Source organism: Thauera sp. ZXT1-4, from assembly GCF_052598215.2.
In genome coordinates this window covers 20,689-36,829 of record NZ_JBQWSN020000005.1, presented here as the reverse complement: position 1 = coordinate 36,829, position 16,141 = coordinate 20,689, and the positions used below count along the sequence as shown (strand labels likewise).

General features: G+C 66.7%; 18 protein-coding genes and 1 other RNA gene. 11 read left to right on the top strand and 8 right to left on the bottom strand.

Annotated features, from left to right (window positions below):
* Positions 1–4 precede the first annotated feature (4 nt).
* Complete coding sequence (locus tag ACUH78_RS05905) at positions 5–604, bottom strand: DUF2796 domain-containing protein (protein WP_445333012.1); 600 nt, start codon at positions 602–604, stop codon at positions 5–7.
* Positions 605–735: 131 nt separating this feature from the next.
* Between ACUH78_RS05905 and ACUH78_RS05900 the strand changes: the two genes are divergently transcribed.
* Genes ACUH78_RS05900 through ACUH78_RS05880 form a run of 5 tightly spaced genes read left to right on the top strand, consistent with a single transcriptional unit; the run spans position 736 to position 4,148 of the window.
* Positions 736–1,206 (top strand): Fur family transcriptional regulator, encoded by a 471-nt coding sequence (locus ACUH78_RS05900; RefSeq protein WP_445333013.1) that lies wholly within the window; start codon positions 736–738, stop codon positions 1,204–1,206.
* Positions 1,206–1,376, top strand: coding sequence for a hypothetical protein (locus ACUH78_RS05895; protein ID WP_418363697.1), 171 nt, complete (start codon positions 1,206–1,208; stop codon positions 1,374–1,376). Before ACUH78_RS05900 ends, ACUH78_RS05895 begins: the two co-directional genes overlap by 1 nt.
* A gap of 1 nt (position 1,377) precedes the next feature.
* Entirely contained in the window at positions 1,378–2,220 is an 843-nt protein-coding gene (locus ACUH78_RS05890; protein ID WP_445333014.1) for a metal ABC transporter ATP-binding protein, read from the top strand.
* A 57-nt stretch (positions 2,221–2,277) separates the two neighbouring features.
* Complete coding sequence (locus tag ACUH78_RS05885) at positions 2,278–3,144, top strand: metal ABC transporter permease (protein ID WP_418363699.1); 867 nt, start codon at positions 2,278–2,280, stop codon at positions 3,142–3,144.
* 20 nt (positions 3,145–3,164) lie between these two features.
* Positions 3,165–4,148 (top strand): metal ABC transporter solute-binding protein, Zn/Mn family, encoded by a 984-nt coding sequence (locus ACUH78_RS05880; RefSeq protein WP_445333015.1) that lies wholly within the window; start codon positions 3,165–3,167, stop codon positions 4,146–4,148.
* A gap of 129 nt (positions 4,149–4,277) precedes the next feature.
* Here the strand turns inward: ACUH78_RS05880 and rhtB are convergent, their stop codons facing one another.
* The 6 genes from rhtB to ilvD all read right to left on the bottom strand — a co-directional run bounded on the left by rhtB (position 4,278) and on the right by ilvD (position 8,411).
* Complete coding sequence (gene rhtB, locus ACUH78_RS05875) at positions 4,278–4,895, bottom strand: homoserine/homoserine lactone efflux protein (protein WP_445333016.1); 618 nt, start codon at positions 4,893–4,895, stop codon at positions 4,278–4,280.
* A gap of 10 nt (positions 4,896–4,905) precedes the next feature.
* The gene (locus tag ACUH78_RS05870) at positions 4,906–5,712 is read right to left on the bottom strand and encodes a sulfite exporter TauE/SafE family protein (RefSeq protein WP_418363702.1); all 807 of its coding nucleotides are present in this window, start codon (positions 5,710–5,712) and stop codon (positions 4,906–4,908) included.
* A gap of 103 nt (positions 5,713–5,815) precedes the next feature.
* Positions 5,816–5,999, bottom strand: a non-coding RNA gene (gene ssrS, locus ACUH78_RS05865) — 6S RNA.
* 23 nt (positions 6,000–6,022) lie between these two features.
* Positions 6,023–6,325: a cell division protein ZapA gene (locus ACUH78_RS05860; protein ID WP_418363703.1), complete on the bottom strand. Its 303-nt coding sequence runs from the start codon at positions 6,323–6,325 to the stop codon at positions 6,023–6,025.
* 4 nt (positions 6,326–6,329) lie between these two features.
* Positions 6,330–6,524 carry a coiled-coil domain-containing protein gene (locus tag ACUH78_RS05855; RefSeq protein ID WP_418363704.1) on the bottom strand — a complete coding sequence of 65 codons (195 nt, stop codon included), beginning with the start codon at positions 6,522–6,524 and terminating at the stop codon, positions 6,330–6,332.
* 36 nt (positions 6,525–6,560) lie between these two features.
* Positions 6,561–8,411 carry a dihydroxy-acid dehydratase gene (ilvD, locus tag ACUH78_RS05850; RefSeq protein ID WP_418363705.1) on the bottom strand — a complete coding sequence of 617 codons (1,851 nt, stop codon included), beginning with the start codon at positions 8,409–8,411 and terminating at the stop codon, positions 6,561–6,563.
* Between the two features lie 97 nt (positions 8,412–8,508).
* On the opposite strand from ilvD, the gene ACUH78_RS05845 reads away from it, so the two are divergent.
* Positions 8,509–9,183 (top strand): YceH family protein, encoded by a 675-nt coding sequence (locus ACUH78_RS05845; RefSeq protein WP_445333017.1) that lies wholly within the window; start codon positions 8,509–8,511, stop codon positions 9,181–9,183.
* Positions 9,184–9,233: 50 nt separating this feature from the next.
* Positions 9,234–10,022 (top strand): prolipoprotein diacylglyceryl transferase, encoded by a 789-nt coding sequence (gene lgt, locus ACUH78_RS05840; RefSeq protein ID WP_445333018.1) that lies wholly within the window; start codon positions 9,234–9,236, stop codon positions 10,020–10,022.
* Between the two features lie 22 nt (positions 10,023–10,044).
* On the opposite strand, the gene ACUH78_RS05835 is transcribed toward lgt, so the two are convergent.
* Positions 10,045–10,425 (bottom strand): two-component system response regulator, encoded by a 381-nt coding sequence (locus tag ACUH78_RS05835; protein WP_445333019.1) that lies wholly within the window; start codon positions 10,423–10,425, stop codon positions 10,045–10,047.
* A 192-nt stretch (positions 10,426–10,617) separates the two neighbouring features.
* Here ACUH78_RS05835 and ACUH78_RS05830 point away from each other — a divergent pair, with 192 nt between their 5' ends.
* The 4 genes from ACUH78_RS05830 to ACUH78_RS05815 are packed head-to-tail and all read left to right on the top strand — an operon-like array spanning position 10,618 to position 16,135.
* Positions 10,618–12,000 carry a malonyl-CoA decarboxylase gene (locus ACUH78_RS05830; RefSeq protein WP_418363709.1) on the top strand — a complete coding sequence of 461 codons (1,383 nt, stop codon included), beginning with the start codon at positions 10,618–10,620 and terminating at the stop codon, positions 11,998–12,000.
* A 52-nt stretch (positions 12,001–12,052) separates the two neighbouring features.
* Entirely contained in the window at positions 12,053–14,455 is a 2,403-nt protein-coding gene (locus ACUH78_RS05825) for a putative bifunctional diguanylate cyclase/phosphodiesterase (protein WP_445333020.1), read from the top strand.
* On the top strand, positions 14,452–15,663 hold the full coding sequence (locus ACUH78_RS05820; protein WP_445333021.1) for a hypothetical protein: 1,212 nt from the start codon (positions 14,452–14,454) through the stop codon (positions 15,661–15,663). The genes ACUH78_RS05825 and ACUH78_RS05820 overlap by 4 nt, the downstream gene beginning before the upstream one ends.
* Entirely contained in the window at positions 15,650–16,135 is a 486-nt protein-coding gene (locus tag ACUH78_RS05815) for a hypothetical protein (protein ID WP_445333022.1), read from the top strand. The genes ACUH78_RS05820 and ACUH78_RS05815 overlap by 14 nt, the downstream gene beginning before the upstream one ends.
* Positions 16,136–16,141: the final 6 nt, after the last annotated feature.

The window sequence follows — 16,141 nt, the reverse complement described above, 5'->3', positions numbered from 1 at the left end:
GGCCTCAGAACGCCATCGTCGTCGCCCCCGGCCTCAGCACCGTCGCGCCCTGACCGTGCGGTGTCGCGCGTTCGGCCCGGATCTCGTGCAGGCGCGGGAAGAACTCGAACAGCCGCGTATCGAGCGCATCCAGCGCCGCAGGCTGCCCGCACACAAACTGATAGCTCGCCACGAGGTCGGCATGGCCGCGCACCTCTCCGGCATGCTCGTGCTCGTGCTCATGCTCGTGGTCGTGGTCGTGGCCGCGCGCTCCCTCCACCTCGCTCAGCCAGGGGGCCTCGATCTCCACCGTGCGCTGCACGCAGGCTGCCGCCTCGGGCAGCACGAACAGCCTCCCCCCTTCGCGCAAGCGCGCCGCGGCATCGGCCAGTGCCTGGCGCTGGGCAGCGGTCGTGGGGGCATGCTCGAAGCCCACCAGGTTATCCAGCGGCGTCAGGAACTCGAGCAGCAACTCCCCGCCCTCCAGCGCAGCGCTCAGCCGCGCCACGCCATGCTCATGCGCAGCGTGCTGCGCGCTAGCCGGCAAGGGCGTGGCCGCGACAATCACGCCCAAGCCGGCCAGCGCCGGGAGAACATTTCTCGAAAGCCAGGAATGGACAAGCATCAGCGAACAACCTCCGGAACAAGACCGACACGGCGTCGGTCGGGCGAACGCCCGACTGCGACACAATCTAATGCTACAATGTTGCATCAAAAATCTGCTGCAGGCCAGCACCGCTGCTGACCGCCCTTTTCATGCCGGCCTACCGCCCTTCCACCCCACCCCCTCCGCCCCCCACGAGCGCCCGCGAGCTCATCTCCGCACATGGCGGGCGGGTCACGCGTACCCGGGTCGCAGTCATCGACGTCCTGCTGGGTTCGCAACACCCGCTCTCACACGACGAGATCGCAGCAGCCCTTGACGGAGAGCACATCGAGCACGATCGTGTGACGCTCTATCGCGCACTGGAATGGCTGGTCGAGCAGGGCATCGCGCAACGCATCGCGAGCGGGGAGCGGGCCTGGCGCTTCGAGATCCGCCGCGGCGGAGAACACCGCCATGCCCATTTCCACTGCGAGCGCTGCGGGCAAATCCTGTGTCTCGAGGACGTTCCCACCCCTGCCAGTGCCCCGCTGCCGCCGGGCTTCGCGGTCGAACGGGCCGAACTCGTGCTGCATGGCGCGTGCGCAGCCTGCGGCCGCCATGCGCAGAAGGGCGAACAGTGATGAAGCCCGTACCCACGGTTTCGGCTGCACCCGCCCGCTCGCGGCAAGCGCGTAGCGCACGCAGTTTCCCGGCGCGAAGCCTGCTTGGCGCCGGCCTGCCCGCCCGCCTGGTGCTGGTTGCCGCGGCGTTGGTGCTGCTGTGGCTGACCATCTTGTGGGCGCTGGGCTGAAATGCACGCCGCCGCCATGGTCGTCCTCGACAACCTCACCCTCGGATACGATCGCCACCCTGCGGTCCATCACCTGTCGGCGGAAATTCCCGCCGGCAGCCTGCTCGCCGTGATCGGTCCCAACGGCGCCGGAAAATCCACCCTGCTCAAGGGGATCGCCGGAGAACTGCGCCCCATCGGCGGACGCATCGTACTGTCTGCATTGCCTGCGGCCGGGGTGGCCTACATGCCCCAGCGCGGAGAGATCGACCACAGTTTTCCAGTTTCGGTGTTCGACGTCGTCGCCATGGGCCTGTGGCATGAGATCGGCGCCTTTGGGGGGCTCTCGCGGCGCCAGCGTGCGCGCGTGGGCGAAGCCCTCGGCGCGGTTGGGCTCGCCGGCTTCGAGGCCCGCCCGATCGGCTCGCTCTCGGGCGGACAGCTTCAGCGCGCCCGCTTTGCCCGCCTGATGTTGCAGGACGCTCCGCTGATTCTGCTCGACGAACCCTTCGCCGCCATCGACAGTCGCACCGTCGATGATCTGGTGGCGCTGATCCTCGGCTGGCACCGTGAAGGCCGAACCATCCTCACCGTGGTGCATGACCTGGAACAGGTGCGCCGCCACTTCCCGCACGCGTTGCTGCTGTCACGGGAGCCGGTCGCCTACGGCCCCACTGCCGCGGTGCTCACCCCCGAGTTGCTCGGGCGCGCCCGGCGCCTGTCCGAAGCCTTCGACGAGGACGCACCCGAGTGCCACATCGAGACCCCGCTCGAACCATCACTCGCTGGCGGAACGGAAGCGCACGCCCCCCCTGTCCGGCCATCCCACAAACACGGGGACGGACACGTGCACCATCACCACTGACCGTCGGCCCCGTGCCCACCCCATCGCCTCTCACCTCCTGCAAAAAGCGCCACCCGAGTGTTCGATTTCCTCATCGCCCCTTTCACCGAGTTCGCCTTCATGCGCCGCGCGCTCGCCGGCTGTCTCGCGCTCGCGCTCGGCGCCACACCGGTCGGCGTATTCCTGCTGCTGCGCCGCATGAGCCTGATGGGCGACGCCATGAGCCACGCGATCCTGCCGGGCGCCGCGCTCGGCTACCTCGCCTTCGGCCTGTCGCTGGGTGCGATGACAGTGGGGGGCATCGTTGCCGGCCTGGTGGTCGTCTTCGCCGCCGGTCTGGTGACGCGCGCCTCGGTGCTCAAGGAAGACGCCAGCCTCGCCGCCTTCTACCTGCTCTCACTCGCGGCCGGGGTGATGATCGTGTCGCTGCGCGGGCGCAACCTGGACCTGCTGCATGTGCTGTTCGGCTCGGTGCTGGCGCTCGACGATGCCTCGCTGCTGCTGATCGCCGGCATCGCCAGCGTCACCCTGCTGAGCCTCGCCGTGCTGTTCCGCCCGCTGGTCATGGAGTGCTTCGACCCCGCCTTCCTGCGCGGCGTGAGCCGCTGGTCGCCGGTGGCGCACTACGGCTTCCTGATGCTGGTGGTGGTGAACCTGGTGAGCGGCTTCCACGCCCTGGGCACGCTGATGGCGGTAGGCATCATGATCCTGCCCTCGGCCGCCGCGCGCCTGTGGGCGAAGGGTCTGCCGATGCTGCTGCTGCTCGCTGTGCTGTTCGCGTTCGGCAGTGGCATCGCCGGCCTGCTGTTCTCCTTTCATGCCGACGTACCGGCGGGCCCAGCGATCGTGCTCATGTGCGGGCTGGTCTATTTTGCCTCGCTCATCGCCGCACCGGGTGGCCTGCTCGCCGGCCGGTTGCCGGTGCGCCACCACCTCGAATCCTGACTTCCCAACCCTGAGCCCAAATGACCATGAAACGGAACTCGTCGATCGCCCGCATCCGCCGCAGCCTTCATGCGCTCGCAGCCTCATTCGCCCTGCTCGCCGGCAGCGCCCATGCGCAGCCGGTGAATGTGGTCGCCAGTTTCAGCATCCTCGGCGATCTCGTCGGCCAGGTGGGCGGTGAACGTGTGAAAGTGCGCACACTGATCGGCGCCGACGAGGACGCGCACGCCTTTCAGCCCCGGCCCTCGGATGCACGCGACATCGGCAGCGCCACGCTGGTCGTCGTGAATGGTCTGGGTTTCGATGACTGGATGCTGCGACTGGCACATGCGGGCGGCTACAAGGGCACGGTGACTATTGCCAGCAAGGGCATCACCACGCTCGAGATGGACAAGGATCATGACCACCACGGTCATGACCACGACCATGGCCACGAGCCCGCTGAAGCCGGAAACAAGGCCGGCACGAAGGCGGTGGATCCGCATGCCTGGCAGGACGTGGGCAACGTGCGCCGCTACGTCGCCAACATTGCCGACGCGCTGAGCCAGGTCGATCCCGAGGGCGCTGACCGCTACCGCACCAACGCCGAGCGTTACGATGCCGAGCTGAAGGTGCTGGACGCGGAGATCCGCACAGCCTTCGAGGCCATGCCCGTGGAACGACGCAAGGTGGTCACCTCGCATGCAGCTTTCGCCTATTTCGGCCGCGCCTACGGGCTGCAGTTCCTGTCGCCGGTGGGCGTGTCCAATAACGCGGAGCCTACCGCGCAGGGCGTCGCCCGCCTGATCCGCCAGCTCAAGGCCGAGAAGGTGCCCGCAGTGTTCATCGAGAACGTGGCCGACCCGCGCCTGATCGAGCGCATCCGGAGCGAAAGCGGTGCGCGCGTGGGCGGCACACTGTACTCCGACGCCCTGTCCGCGACGGACGGGCCTGCAGCCAGCTACGTGCAGATGATGCGCGCCAACCTCGCCACGCTGCGCGACGCGCTGCACGCAAAGGACTGAAGGCGGACGCGCCCCAGACAGCTACGGACGAAAAGGAGGCGAAGGCGCCGACGGGCGTAGCGCGCCTTCGGGCCTAGGCGTGGGCTCGGCGCCCGCATCAGGCGGTAAAAAGGAGCCCCGGCTGCAGACTCAACGGCTCGAGGCAGCCAGCATCGCACCCGCGCCCACGAACAAGCCACCGAAGATGCGGTTCTGCATGCGCAGCAGGCGCGGGTTGCGAAGCAGCGGACGAAAGCGGGTAGCGAGCAGCGCATAGAGCGACATCACGATCACGTCCACTCCGACCATGGTCGCGCCGATGGCCGCGAACTGCGGCCACTGGGGCAGATCGGGCACGATGAACTGTGGCACCAGCGCGGCGATGAAGACGATCGCCTTGGGGTTGGTCAGATTCACCAGCACCCCCTGGGCGTAGAACTGGCGGCGGGAATGCGCGCGCACCTCACCCTCGCCGATGGGTTCCGGCGCGGCGCGCCATTTCTGTACGCCCAGCCAGACCAGGTAGCCCGCACCGACGAACTTGATCACCGTGAAGGCCACCTCCGAGGTCGCCAGCACCGCGCCCAGGCCGAGCGCAACCACGCCCAGTTGCAGCAGCAGAGCCAGCTCCAGCCCGGCGATGCTGCGCAACGCGGCGCCGAAGCCGTAGCGCAGGCCGGTGGACATGGACAGCACCGCGCCCGGCCCGGGCGACACCGCGATCACGATCGTTGCGACCAGGAAGGCCAGCCACAGATTCCAGCTCATCACACCCTCCTCAGGCAAACAGGCTGTGCAACATCTTCGCGCACAGCAGCATCAGCACCCCGGCGAACACCTTCTTCAGCGTCGCCACCGGCAGGCGATGGGCGAGCCGGGCTCCCAGCGGCGCGAAGAACATGCTCACCGCCGACACCAGCACCAGCGCCGGCAGGTAGATGAAACCCAGTGTCAGCGCGGGCGTACCGGGCGCGCCCCAGCCATTGATCAGGTAGCCCAGCGTGCCCGCCAGCGCGATCGGCAAGCCGATCGCCGCGGACGTGCCGATCGCATTCTGCATCTTCACGTTGCACCAGGCCATGAAGGGCACCGACAGCGAACCGCCACCGATCGCCACCAGCGCGGACACCCCGCCGATTCCCAGGCCGGCTGCAGTCATCCCCGCTGTACCGGGCAGGTCACGCGAAGGCTTGGGTTTGATGTTCAGCAGCATCTGCACCGACACGTAGGCCATGAAGCAGGCAAAGAAGATCGCCAGCGGCACGGTGTCGGCGCGCGCGGCGATGAAAGTGGCGCCAAAGGTGCCGGCGAGAATGCCGGGCGTGATCGCGCGCACGATGTCCCAGCGCACCGCGCCATGAGCGTGATGGGCGCGCAGGCTGGACACCGAGGTCAGCACGATAGCCGCCATCGAGGTACCCAGCGCCAGATGAACGACCTGGTCCTGCGGGAAACCCTGGGCAATGAAGAAGGTGGTCAGCATCGGCACCATGATGCCGCCGCCGCCCACGCCGAGCAGACCTGCGAAAAAACCCACCGCTGCGCCCAGCACGGGGTAGGCGAGCCACCAGATGTCGAATCCCATGGACACTCTTCCAGCGCACGCCAGCCACGATCACCGCACACGGCAGGCAGGGCATGCACCACGTTAACGGGGAAAGGCGCGGCTTTCACCGCGCCTTTCCGATTGGCCCCCCGCCTGTGCCGTCTCCGCCGGGCATCCTGAACCATGGGTTCAGGGAGGTCGCGTCCCTTCCGCTTCAGGATCACCCGGCGAGGGGCGTTCACACCAGCGGCATCGATGGTCGGCGACCGAGTCTCTCGACTATTGGTTCAAGGAATCTACGACTTCGACGAACACTGCAGGGGATTGATCTTACCGCCGGGAAAAGCGCTCAGAAGAGCTTTTCCTGCGGTGCCAGCACGCCGTCCAGGCGCGCTTTCATGAGTCCGATTCTACGCTTCATGCCCGGCATGTCAAACCCGTTGCCACGCTGATGCTGGAGAAATTCGTGGGCAATGTTGAGCGCAGTCATGACCGCGAGTTTCTCCCCCGAAGCGTGCGTCTTCTCACCGAGTTCGCGGAACTTTTCGTCCAGGAACGCGACGGTGGCGAGCAGATCTTCGCGCGTCTCGGGCGTGCAGGAGATACGGTACTCCTTGCCCAGCAGCGTCATGTCAAGGTGGTCGGCAGACATCGCGTCAACCCTCCGGCAGTTTGTGGAGCAGGCTCTCGAGCCGGTCCGCGGCCAGGCGGACCTTGTCTGCGAGCGTGCGGTTGTCGGCCTCCAGCCTGCCGACGCGCGTGCGCAGGTCGGCATTGTCGGCCTTCAGGCGTTCGTGCTGGCTGATCAGTTGCTCTAGCTGGGCTTCGAGTTGGGCGAATTCGGTATCCATGGCGTCGATGGTAGTGAGCGGCCCATGACGGGTCAATCAGCGCTGCACCTGAGTGACATCACGCACTGCGCCGGTGTCTGCCGAGGTGGTGAGTGCCGCGTAGGCCTGCAGCGCAGCCGAGACCACGCGCTCGCGCTTGACGGGCCTCCAGGCAGCGCGCCCCCTTGCCTCCATCGCAGCGCGACGGCGGGCGAGTTCGGTGTCCGGAACCGCGAGGTGGATGCGCCGGTTCGGGATGTCGATCTCGATCGTGTCACCATCCTCGACCAGCGCGATCGCACCGCCGCAGGCTGCTTCGGGCGAGGCGTGGCCGATCGACAGGCCCGATGTGCCACCCGAGAAGCGGCCATCGGTGAGCAACGCGCACTGCGCACCCAGGCCACGGCTTTTCAGGTAGGAGGTCGGGTACAGCATCTCCTGCATGCCGGGGCCGCCCTTGGGGCCTTCGTAGCGGATCACCACCACGTCGCCGGCCTGCACCTGCTCGCCGAGAATGCCCTCGACCGCGTCTTCCTGGCTCTCGAACACCCGTGCCTTGCCGGTGAACTTCCAGATCGACTCGTCCACACCCGCGGTCTTCACGATGCAGCCCTTCTCGGCGATGTTGCCGTACAGCACGGCAAGACCACCATCGGCGGTAAAGGCATTGGCCTTGTCGCGGATCACGCCGGAGGTGCGGTCCATGTCGAGCTCGTTCCAGCGCCGGTCCTGAGAGAAGGCGACCTGGCTCGGCACGCCGCCGGGCGCCGCACGGAAGAGCGTGAACACCGAGTTTTCGTGTGCCTGCATGATGTCCCAGCGCGAAAGCGCCTCGGCCATGGTCTTGCTATGCACCGTCGGCACGTCGCGATGCAGCAGGCCTGCGCGGTCGAGCTCGCCCAGGATGCCCATGATGCCGCCCGCGCGATGCACGTCCTCGATGTGGACGTCGGCCACCGCGGGAGCAACCTTGCACAGGCAGGGCACGCGACGGCTGATGCGGTCGATGTCCTTCATGGTGAAGTCGACACCGGCTTCGTGCGCGGCGGCGAGCAGGTGCAGCACGGTGTTGGTCGAGCCGCCCATGGCCACATCCAGGCTGATCGCATTCTCGAACGCCTTGAAGCTGGCGATCGAGCGCGGCAGCGCCGAGGCGTCGTCCTTCTCGTACCAGCGGCGGGCCAGTTCGACGATGCGTCGCCCGGCCTCGCGGAACAGCTTCTCGCGGTCGGCGTGAGTGGCGAGCGTGGTGCCGTTGCCAGGCAGCGACAGGCCAAGCGCCTCGGTGAGGCAGTTCATGGAGTTGGCGGTGAACATGCCCGAGCACGAGCCACAGGTCGGGCATGCCGAGCGCTCGATGGCGTCGACCTCCTCATCCGAACAACTCTTGTCGGCCGCCTTGACCATGGCGTCGACCAGGTCGAGGGAGATGACCTTGGCCTCCCACTTGACCTTGCCCGCCTCCATCGGCCCACCGGAGACGAAGATCGCCGGAATGTTGAGACGCAGCGCGGCCATCAGCATGCCCGGGGTAATCTTGTCGCAGTTCGAGATGCACACCAGCGCGTCGGCGGTGTGCGCGTTGCACATGTACTCGACACTGTCGGCGATGAGCTCGCGCGAGGGCAGCGAGTACAGCATGCCGCCATGGCCCATGGCGATGCCGTCGTCCACCGCGATGGTATTGAACTCCTTGGCGACGCCCCCCGCAGCCTCGATCTCGCGCGCGACAAGCTGGCCGAGGTCCTTGAGGTGCACATGGCCAGGCACGAACTGGGTGAAGCTGTTGGCGATCGCGATGATCGGCTTGCTGAAATCCTCGTCCTTCATGCCAGTGGCACGCCACAGGGCGCGGGCGCCCGCCATGTTGCGGCCGGCGGTGGAGGTGCGGGAACGATACTGAGGCATGACGGCGCTCCGGAAGATCGGCGGTAAAGGTTGGGATTCTAACGCGCAGCACGAAGCATGCGTATCATCCGGAGCCTAGTCATCGCCAGGAGCGCACATGCAAGACCTGACCCCCGCAGAGGGTTTCGATCTGGACGCCGCCGAAATCCGCGTGCTTGGCGTACTGATCGAGAAGTCCTTCATCACGCCCGACGCCTATCCGCTGTCGATCAATGCCATCACCACCGGCGCCAACCAGCTCACCGCACGCGAGCCGGTCATGAGCCTCAGCGAGCCCGAGGTGCAGGCCGCGGTCGACAGCCTGATCGCGCGCCGTCTGGTATCGAAACGCGACCAGCAGAGCGCGCGGGTGGCGAAGTACGAGCATCTGATTCGCCTGCGCCATTCGCTGCCGCCGGCCGAGCAGGCGGTGCTGGCGATCCTGCTGCTGCGCGGCGCACAGACCGCCGGCGAACTGCGCCAGCGCTGCGAGCGCCTGCACCGCTTCGACGACGTCGCCGCGGTGGACGCGGTGCTCGAACATCTGGCGGAGAAATACCCGCCCCTGGCAGCCGCCCTGCCCCGCGCGCCGGGCACCAAGGAAACCCGCCATGTGCACCTGCTCGGCGGCGATGCCGCGGTGCAGGAGATGGCCGAGGCTCAGGCCGGCACCGCCGCCGCGGGGAGCGGACGAGGGCGGATCGCGGAACTGGAGGACGAGTTGCGACGTCTGCGCGAGGAGTTCGACGCGCTGCGCAACGAGTTTGCCGCATTCCGCAAGCAGTTCGACTGACCCCCTGCCCCACGCCGCCCCGCCCCACGCCGCCCGCCCCGCCGAACACCATGCTGATCCATCCTCAGTTCGACCCTGTCGCCTTCTCCCTCGGTCCGCTCTCGGTGCGCTGGTACGGGTTGATGTACCTGATCGCATTCGTGCTCTTCGTCGTCCTCGGCCGCATCCACGCACGCCGCAGACCCGAGCTGGGCTGGGACGCGCAGAAGATCGACGACCTGCTGATGTACGGCGTGATCGGGGTGATCATCGGCGGGCGCCTGGGCGAGGTACTGTTCTTCCAGCCCGCCTACTACCTGCAGCACCCGGCGGAGATTCTTGCGGTCTGGAAGGGCGGCATGAGCTTCCATGGCGGCTTTCTCGGCGTGCTGGTGGCGATGTGGCTGTACGGCCGCAAGCACGGCAAGGGTTTCTGGCAGGTCACCGATTTCATCGCGCCACTGGTGCCGACCGGGCTCGCCGCGGGCCGCATCGGCAACTTCATCAACGGCGAACTGTGGGGCCGGCCAGTGGGAGCCGAACTGCCCTGGGCGATGGTTTTCCCCTGGGTGGACGCGGCCCCGCGCCACCCTTCGCAGCTCTACCAGGCCGCAGGCGAGGGCTTGCTGCTGTTCGTGATGCTGTGGTTCTACGCGGCCAGTCCGCGACCGCTTCGTGCCGTCTCCGCGGCATTCCTGGCTGGCTACGGCAGCCTGCGCTTCATCGCAGAGTTCTTTCGCACGCCCGATCCCGGCATCTTCGGCACGCTGTCGCTGGGGCTGTCCACCGCGCAATGGCTGTGCGTACCGATGATCGCCGTCGGGCTCATGATGCTCGCGGCGTCGGCGCGCCAACGCTGAGGGCGCGCGCACCAAGGCGCAATCAGAGCATCCGGGCCAAGCTTCGGGTCATCTCGACGAGATCGTCCAGGCTCCCTACCGACTCGGCGCCCAAACTGCGCGCCGCTGCCGCAGCCGCGGATTGCGATGAAGGCACCACCGCGACAACGCAGCTTCCGGGCGCCATGCGCTTGAGCAGGCCGACGAAGCGCGCCGGCTCGTCAGCTGCGGTACGGCAGTCGAGCACGACCAGATCGGGGCGCAGCTTGAAGTAAGCCTGCAGGGCGCGGCTTTCGGTGAAGCAGCGCTCGACGACCTCCGCGCCGGGCGGCGGAACCGAGCGCAGCCGCAACTCGGCCGCATCAGCCGCAGCCTGATCCGGAACCAGCAGCAACACCCGCAAAGGAAGCTGATTATCGTGCACGCTCAAGCCTGCAGCCGATCGGATCGGCGGGACGGATATCGAAGGAGGTCAGGCAGCCTGGAAGGCTGGCGGGGTGAGCTTTCAACGACCGCGTGAATTTCGCACGACGGCCGAAAATTGCCAGCGTAATTGCTACCCAATCTGGGATAGCATGGTAACAGAATATCTACCATGAATCGGACAGGAGGCCGCATGACGGGCTCGAGACTGGTTTCGCGCGGGTTGAGCATGATGCGCGAATTCGTCGCAAATGCCGCTCATTTCGGCAAGCCGCCGGAAGCGGGCGACCTCGAACGCATCCGTGCGCAACTGCAGGAGTGCGCCGAAGGACGCGGGGGCGAGGTTTCCACCCGGCAACGCGCCGGAAGGCTCGCAGAAACCTACCTGCATCTGGACGACGCGGGACGGCACGCTTTCCTGCGCCTCATCGCACACGAATTCGGCCCCGACCCGAGACAGGTTTCGGAGGCACACGAGGCCTATCAGGCCGCGGTGGGCACGGCAGAGCAATGGGACGCCGAAGCACGCCTGCGCGCGGCGATGCGTTCGCGCAGGCTGCGCATCCTGACCCAGTTCAACGCCATCCCGCAGGGCGTCAAGTTCCTCGTGGACCTGCGTGCCGACCTGCTGCGCTTCGTCGCGCAGGACCCGTCGCTGAAGCCGCTCGACCGCGAACTCGAAGCCCGCCTGTCGGCGTGGTTCGATGTGGGCTTCCTCGAATTGCAGCGCATCACCTGGCTATCGCCGGCCGCGCTGCTCGAAAAGCTCGTCCAGTACGAGGCAGTACACGAGATCCGATCCTGGGATGATCTCAAGAACCGGCTCGACTCGGACCGGCGCTGCTATGCCTTCTTCCACCCACGCATGCCGCTAGAACCGCTGATCTTCGTGCAGGTCGCATTGCTCGAGGAGCTGGCCGACAACGTCCAGCGCCTGCTGGACATCGAGGCGCCACTGGCCGACACCCGCCGGGCAACCACGGCGATCTTCTACTCCATCAGCGCGACCCAGCCCGGTCTGCGCGGCGTGAGTTTCGGCAATTTCCTGCTCAAGCGCGTCATCGACGACCTGAAACGGGATTTTCCGCGCCTGAAAACCTTCGCCACCCTGTCCCCGATCCCCGGGCTCGCACGCTGGGCGCAGCGCCATCCTGAAGAGATGGCCGAAGCATTCCTCCCGGCCGACAGGACCCGGCTTGCCGGGTTAGGCATCGCTTCGACCGACGACGCTGCACTTACCGCGGTGCTCGAAGGCAAACCCGATTGGCAGGCCGACGACAAGCTGCGTACGACCCTGCGCGAGCCACTACTGCGCCTGGCCGCGCGCTACCTGCTCGAAGCGCGGCGCGGCGACAAGCCGGTCGACGCGGTCGCGCGCTTTCATCTCGGCAACGGCGCCCGTGTCGAGCGCCTGAACTGGCTCGCCGACTGCTCCGCAAAGGGCTTGCAGCAGTCATGGGGAATCATGGTGAACTACCTCTACGACCCTGACAGCATCGAATCGAACCTTGAGCAGTTCGCCAGCGAAGGGTTGATCGCCGCATCGTCCACCGTACGCAAGCAGGCGCGCCGCTGAACGCGGTGCGCACACGATCATGTTCTTCCGTTGTCGACCCAGATCCATCCGCATGCGCCTGTTGCTCGCGAGCACGGTGGTGCAGGTCGTGCTGTTGAGCCTGCTGCTGGCGAACAGCATGCGGCTGATGAACAACGCAGTCTCGGCAACGCTAGAGACCACGATCACGCAGAACGCGAGCATTCTCCATGCGATGGCAACCGCATACGGCGAACAACAGCGCTTCGACGCGCTGCAGGACGTCCTGGGCGAGTTGCTGCATGACGCGGAAGAAGGACTCACCTACGTGCGCATCGCAGGTCGTGACGAGCGCATGCTGGTGGCCGCGGGACTGCCACAGTTGAACCGGCTGCCGGAGCCGACCGAGCAGACCAGCGGACGCCTGCAGGGGCTGGTCGGCCGCGAACTCGTTCATGTGCGCAGGCCACTTCTGCTGCCGCGCAACGAGGTCGGCCTGCTGCAGTTTGGCATTTCGATTTCGTCGCTCTCGGCGGCGCGACAGGCCATCATGAGCCAGGGTCTACTGATCGCGCTGTCTGAGATCGCGCTGACGTTCCTGCTGCTCTCGGCCGTCGGCTTTTTCCTCACCCGCAATCTGCACCGGCTCCTGGACGGCAGCAAGGCCATCGCGGATGGCCACCTGGATCATCGCGTGCTCACCCGTGGCCGCGACGAGCTCGCCACCATCGCGCATCATTTCAACATCATGGCCGCCACCCTGCAGCAACGCGTGTCAGAGCTGCAGGAAACGGCCGGCCGGCTGCGCGCCAGCGAGGAGCGCTATGCCATGGCTCTGCGGGGGGCGAACGACGGCCTATGGGACTGGGATCTCGACACCGGTCACGCCTACTACTCCGAGCGCTTCTGCGAGATCCTCGGGCTGCCCCCTGGCGGCATGCCCGCCGAAGCCGACGCCTTCATCGACCTGGTGCACCCGCACGAGGTCAAGAGTTACCAGCAACGTTTGATTGCCCACCTGAAGGGCGAGAGCGCCCAGTTCATGATGGAATTGCGCGTCGCCCGTCCCGATGGCGAGTATCGCTGGGTGCTGATCCGCGGCGTGGCAAGCCGCAACCCCGGCGGGCACGTCTTCCGCATGGCGGGCTCGCTCGGCGACATCAACCTGCGCAAGCGCGCCGAGCAGCAACTCCTGCACGACGCCCTGCACGACGGACTCACCGGACTGCCCAACCGCGCGATGTTCATCGAGCACGCGAACCACGCTCTCGCCCAGCGCCGGCGGGGCAACCCCAAGCAGATCGCAATCCTCACCATCAACCTCGAGCGCTTCAGCCTCGTCAACGACAGCTACGGCCACGCCGTCGGTGACGAATTGCTGCGCAGGATCGCCAACCACATCACCTCGCTGATGCGGCAGGGCGACGTCTGTGCGCGGGTCGGGGGCGACCAGTTTGCCGTATTGCTCAACGGGGTGGAGAATTCCATCGAAGCCTTGCGGGTGTGCGAGGACCTGGTCGCCCTGCCCGCCTTCGCACCCAGCAACACCGACCAGGTCCTGCATCCGCGCTGCCGCGTCGGCGTAGCGATGAGCGACAGTGCGCGGGAGGACGCCGAATCCCTGCTGCGCGACGCGGACAACGCCTTGCACAAGGCGCGACGCAGCGAAACCGCCCCAATCGAGTTCTTCCAGCCCGATATGCACGCGCAAGCGGTACGGGCTCTGCAGATCGAGGCCGAGTTGCGCGCCGCCCTGGTGCGCGGCGACCTGGGTGTCTTCTATCAACCCATCGTCGAGCTCGCCACACGACGGCTCGCAAGCTTCGAGGCCCTGGTGCGCTGGCCCCACCCGAGCATGGGCCTGCTGCCGCCTTCCGAGTTCATTCCCCTGGCCGAGACGCTCGACCTCATCCACGACGTGGGCATGCAGGTGCTGCGCAGCACCTGCCGCGACATCCGCGACTGGAGCACGCGCCTTCCACAGCAGCAGCCGGTGCGCGTGAGCGTGAACCTTTCCGCGCGACAGCTCTCGCGCGCCGATCTCGCCGAGGAACTGCTCGCGGCCATTGCGCAGAGTGGCATCCCACGCAGCGCGATGCGTTTCGAAGTCACCGAAAGCGTGCTCGCGGACCGCGACGGCCCCGCCATCGCCCATCTGCACGCGCTGCGCGCATCGGGCATCGACGTGCTGATCGACGACTTCGGCACCGGCTATTCGACGCTCAGTTACCTGCACACGATGCCCTGCAACCAGGTGAAGCTGGACGGCTCCTTCGTTCACTCGCTCACCCACGACGAGCGCCTGCGCGCCATCGTGCGCCACAGCATCCAGCTGGCACACGAACTCGGCATGACCGTGGTAGCAGAGTGCATCGAGAATGAAGAGCAGCTGAAAACGCTGCTCGAAATGGGATGCGACTACGGACAGGGCTACCTGTTCTCCCGCCCCGTCGATCGCGACTCGACGTTTGCCTATCTGCAAGGCCTCGATCAATGACTCAAGGATCTCTCCGACGCCATCTGCTGGTACCCGCCCTGGCCCTCGGCTTGCTGCAAGGCCTGTGCGCCCCCGCCGCGCGCGGGACCGACATCGACTGGCGCCTGTCGGGTTTCGCTACCTTGGGTGCGGTACACACGCGCTCGGACACGCTGCAGTTCGCACGCGTGGGCATCGATGCCCCCGGGGGGCAGCGCACCGATCTCGGTCCGGATTCTGTGCTGGGCGTGCAGGCTGATGTCCGCCTGAGCGAGCGCAACGCGTTCGTACTGCAGCTGGTCACCCGCGAGACGCAGCGTGGTGACTACGACCCACGCCCCGCCCTGGCCTTTCTCAGCCACGCCCTGAGCCCCGAACTCACGCTGCGTGCGGGCCGCTTCCGCAGCCCCTTCTTCATGCTCTCCGATACCTCGGACATCAACTACAACCAGGTTTGGGTTCGCCCACCCGTCGAGGTCTACGGGCTCAATCCCTTCAGCGACATCGACGGCATCGATCTGCTTTACCGCACGCACATCGGCGACATGTTCGTTGAGCTGCATCCGTACTTCGGCCGCAGCCGGATCCCTGTCATCAATGGCGGGCAGGCGCGCCTGAGCAAGCTTGGTGGCATGACGCTGACACTGGAGTCCGGATCGCTGAGCCTGAGCGCCGGCTATGCGAAGGCAGATCTCGCTGTCGAGCGGACCTCGCCGGGCTTCGTCGACTTTGCCTCCACACTGCCGCAAGCGCTCAGGGCGGAACTCAGCGGCTCGGGCGCAAGCGCAAGCTTCAGCTCGCTGGGCATGCAATGGGACGACGGCGTCTGGCGCTTCAGTGCAGAGGTGGCGCGCAACACCGCAAGCAAATTCTCGAACAGCGCCACCGCTGCCTACGCTTCCGCCGGCCGCCGCTTCGGATCCGTCATGCCCTACCTGAGCGTCGCTCGCCAATGGCAGGATCAACCTCTCGTCGAAGCCGCGGAGTGGCCGGGCTACGAGGACCGGATCAAAGGGTTCAACCGCTCGCGCAACCAGGCCCAGAAGAGCTTCTCCGTTGGCATGCGCTGGGATTTCGCCCCCAGCGCGGCATTGAAGGCCGAATTCACCCAGGCTCGCACCAGTCGGAACGCGCTGGGCACTTTCATCGCCCGCGAGGACCCTTTCGCGCCGGGTCTCGACCGACGCACGATCAACCTGCTGAGCGTGTCGGTCGATGTGGTGTTCTGAGCGCCTCGTTTCCCTGCGCGGCTGGCTGCGCGTGTTCGCGCTGTGGCTGACGCTGCTCGCACCCGCCGCACTTGCTGCGGACGGGGCGGGGATCGTGCTGGTCAGCGCGCGTGAGGGCAACCTCCAGACCCTGGAGCTCAGCGCGGCGCAGGAGTTGTACCTTGGCCAGCGCACCCGAATCGCAGACGGCCCCTTGCTCACGGTCGTCGATTTGCCTTCCGGCCCGGTCCGGGACCAGTTCTACCAGCACCTGACGGGCAAGAACCCCAGCCAGATCCGGGCCTACTGGTCGCGTCTGGTATTCACCGGGCGGGCGCGTCCTCCGCACGAAGTCGCTGGACCCGAGCATGCGATCGAGCTGGTCCTCAGAAACCCGAACGCCCTCGCCTATCTGCCCGCCAGCCTGGCCGAGCACCCTGGACTCAAGGTGCTGTTGAGGCTCGACCAGGTACCCGGCAGCGCGACACGGTAGGCGCAG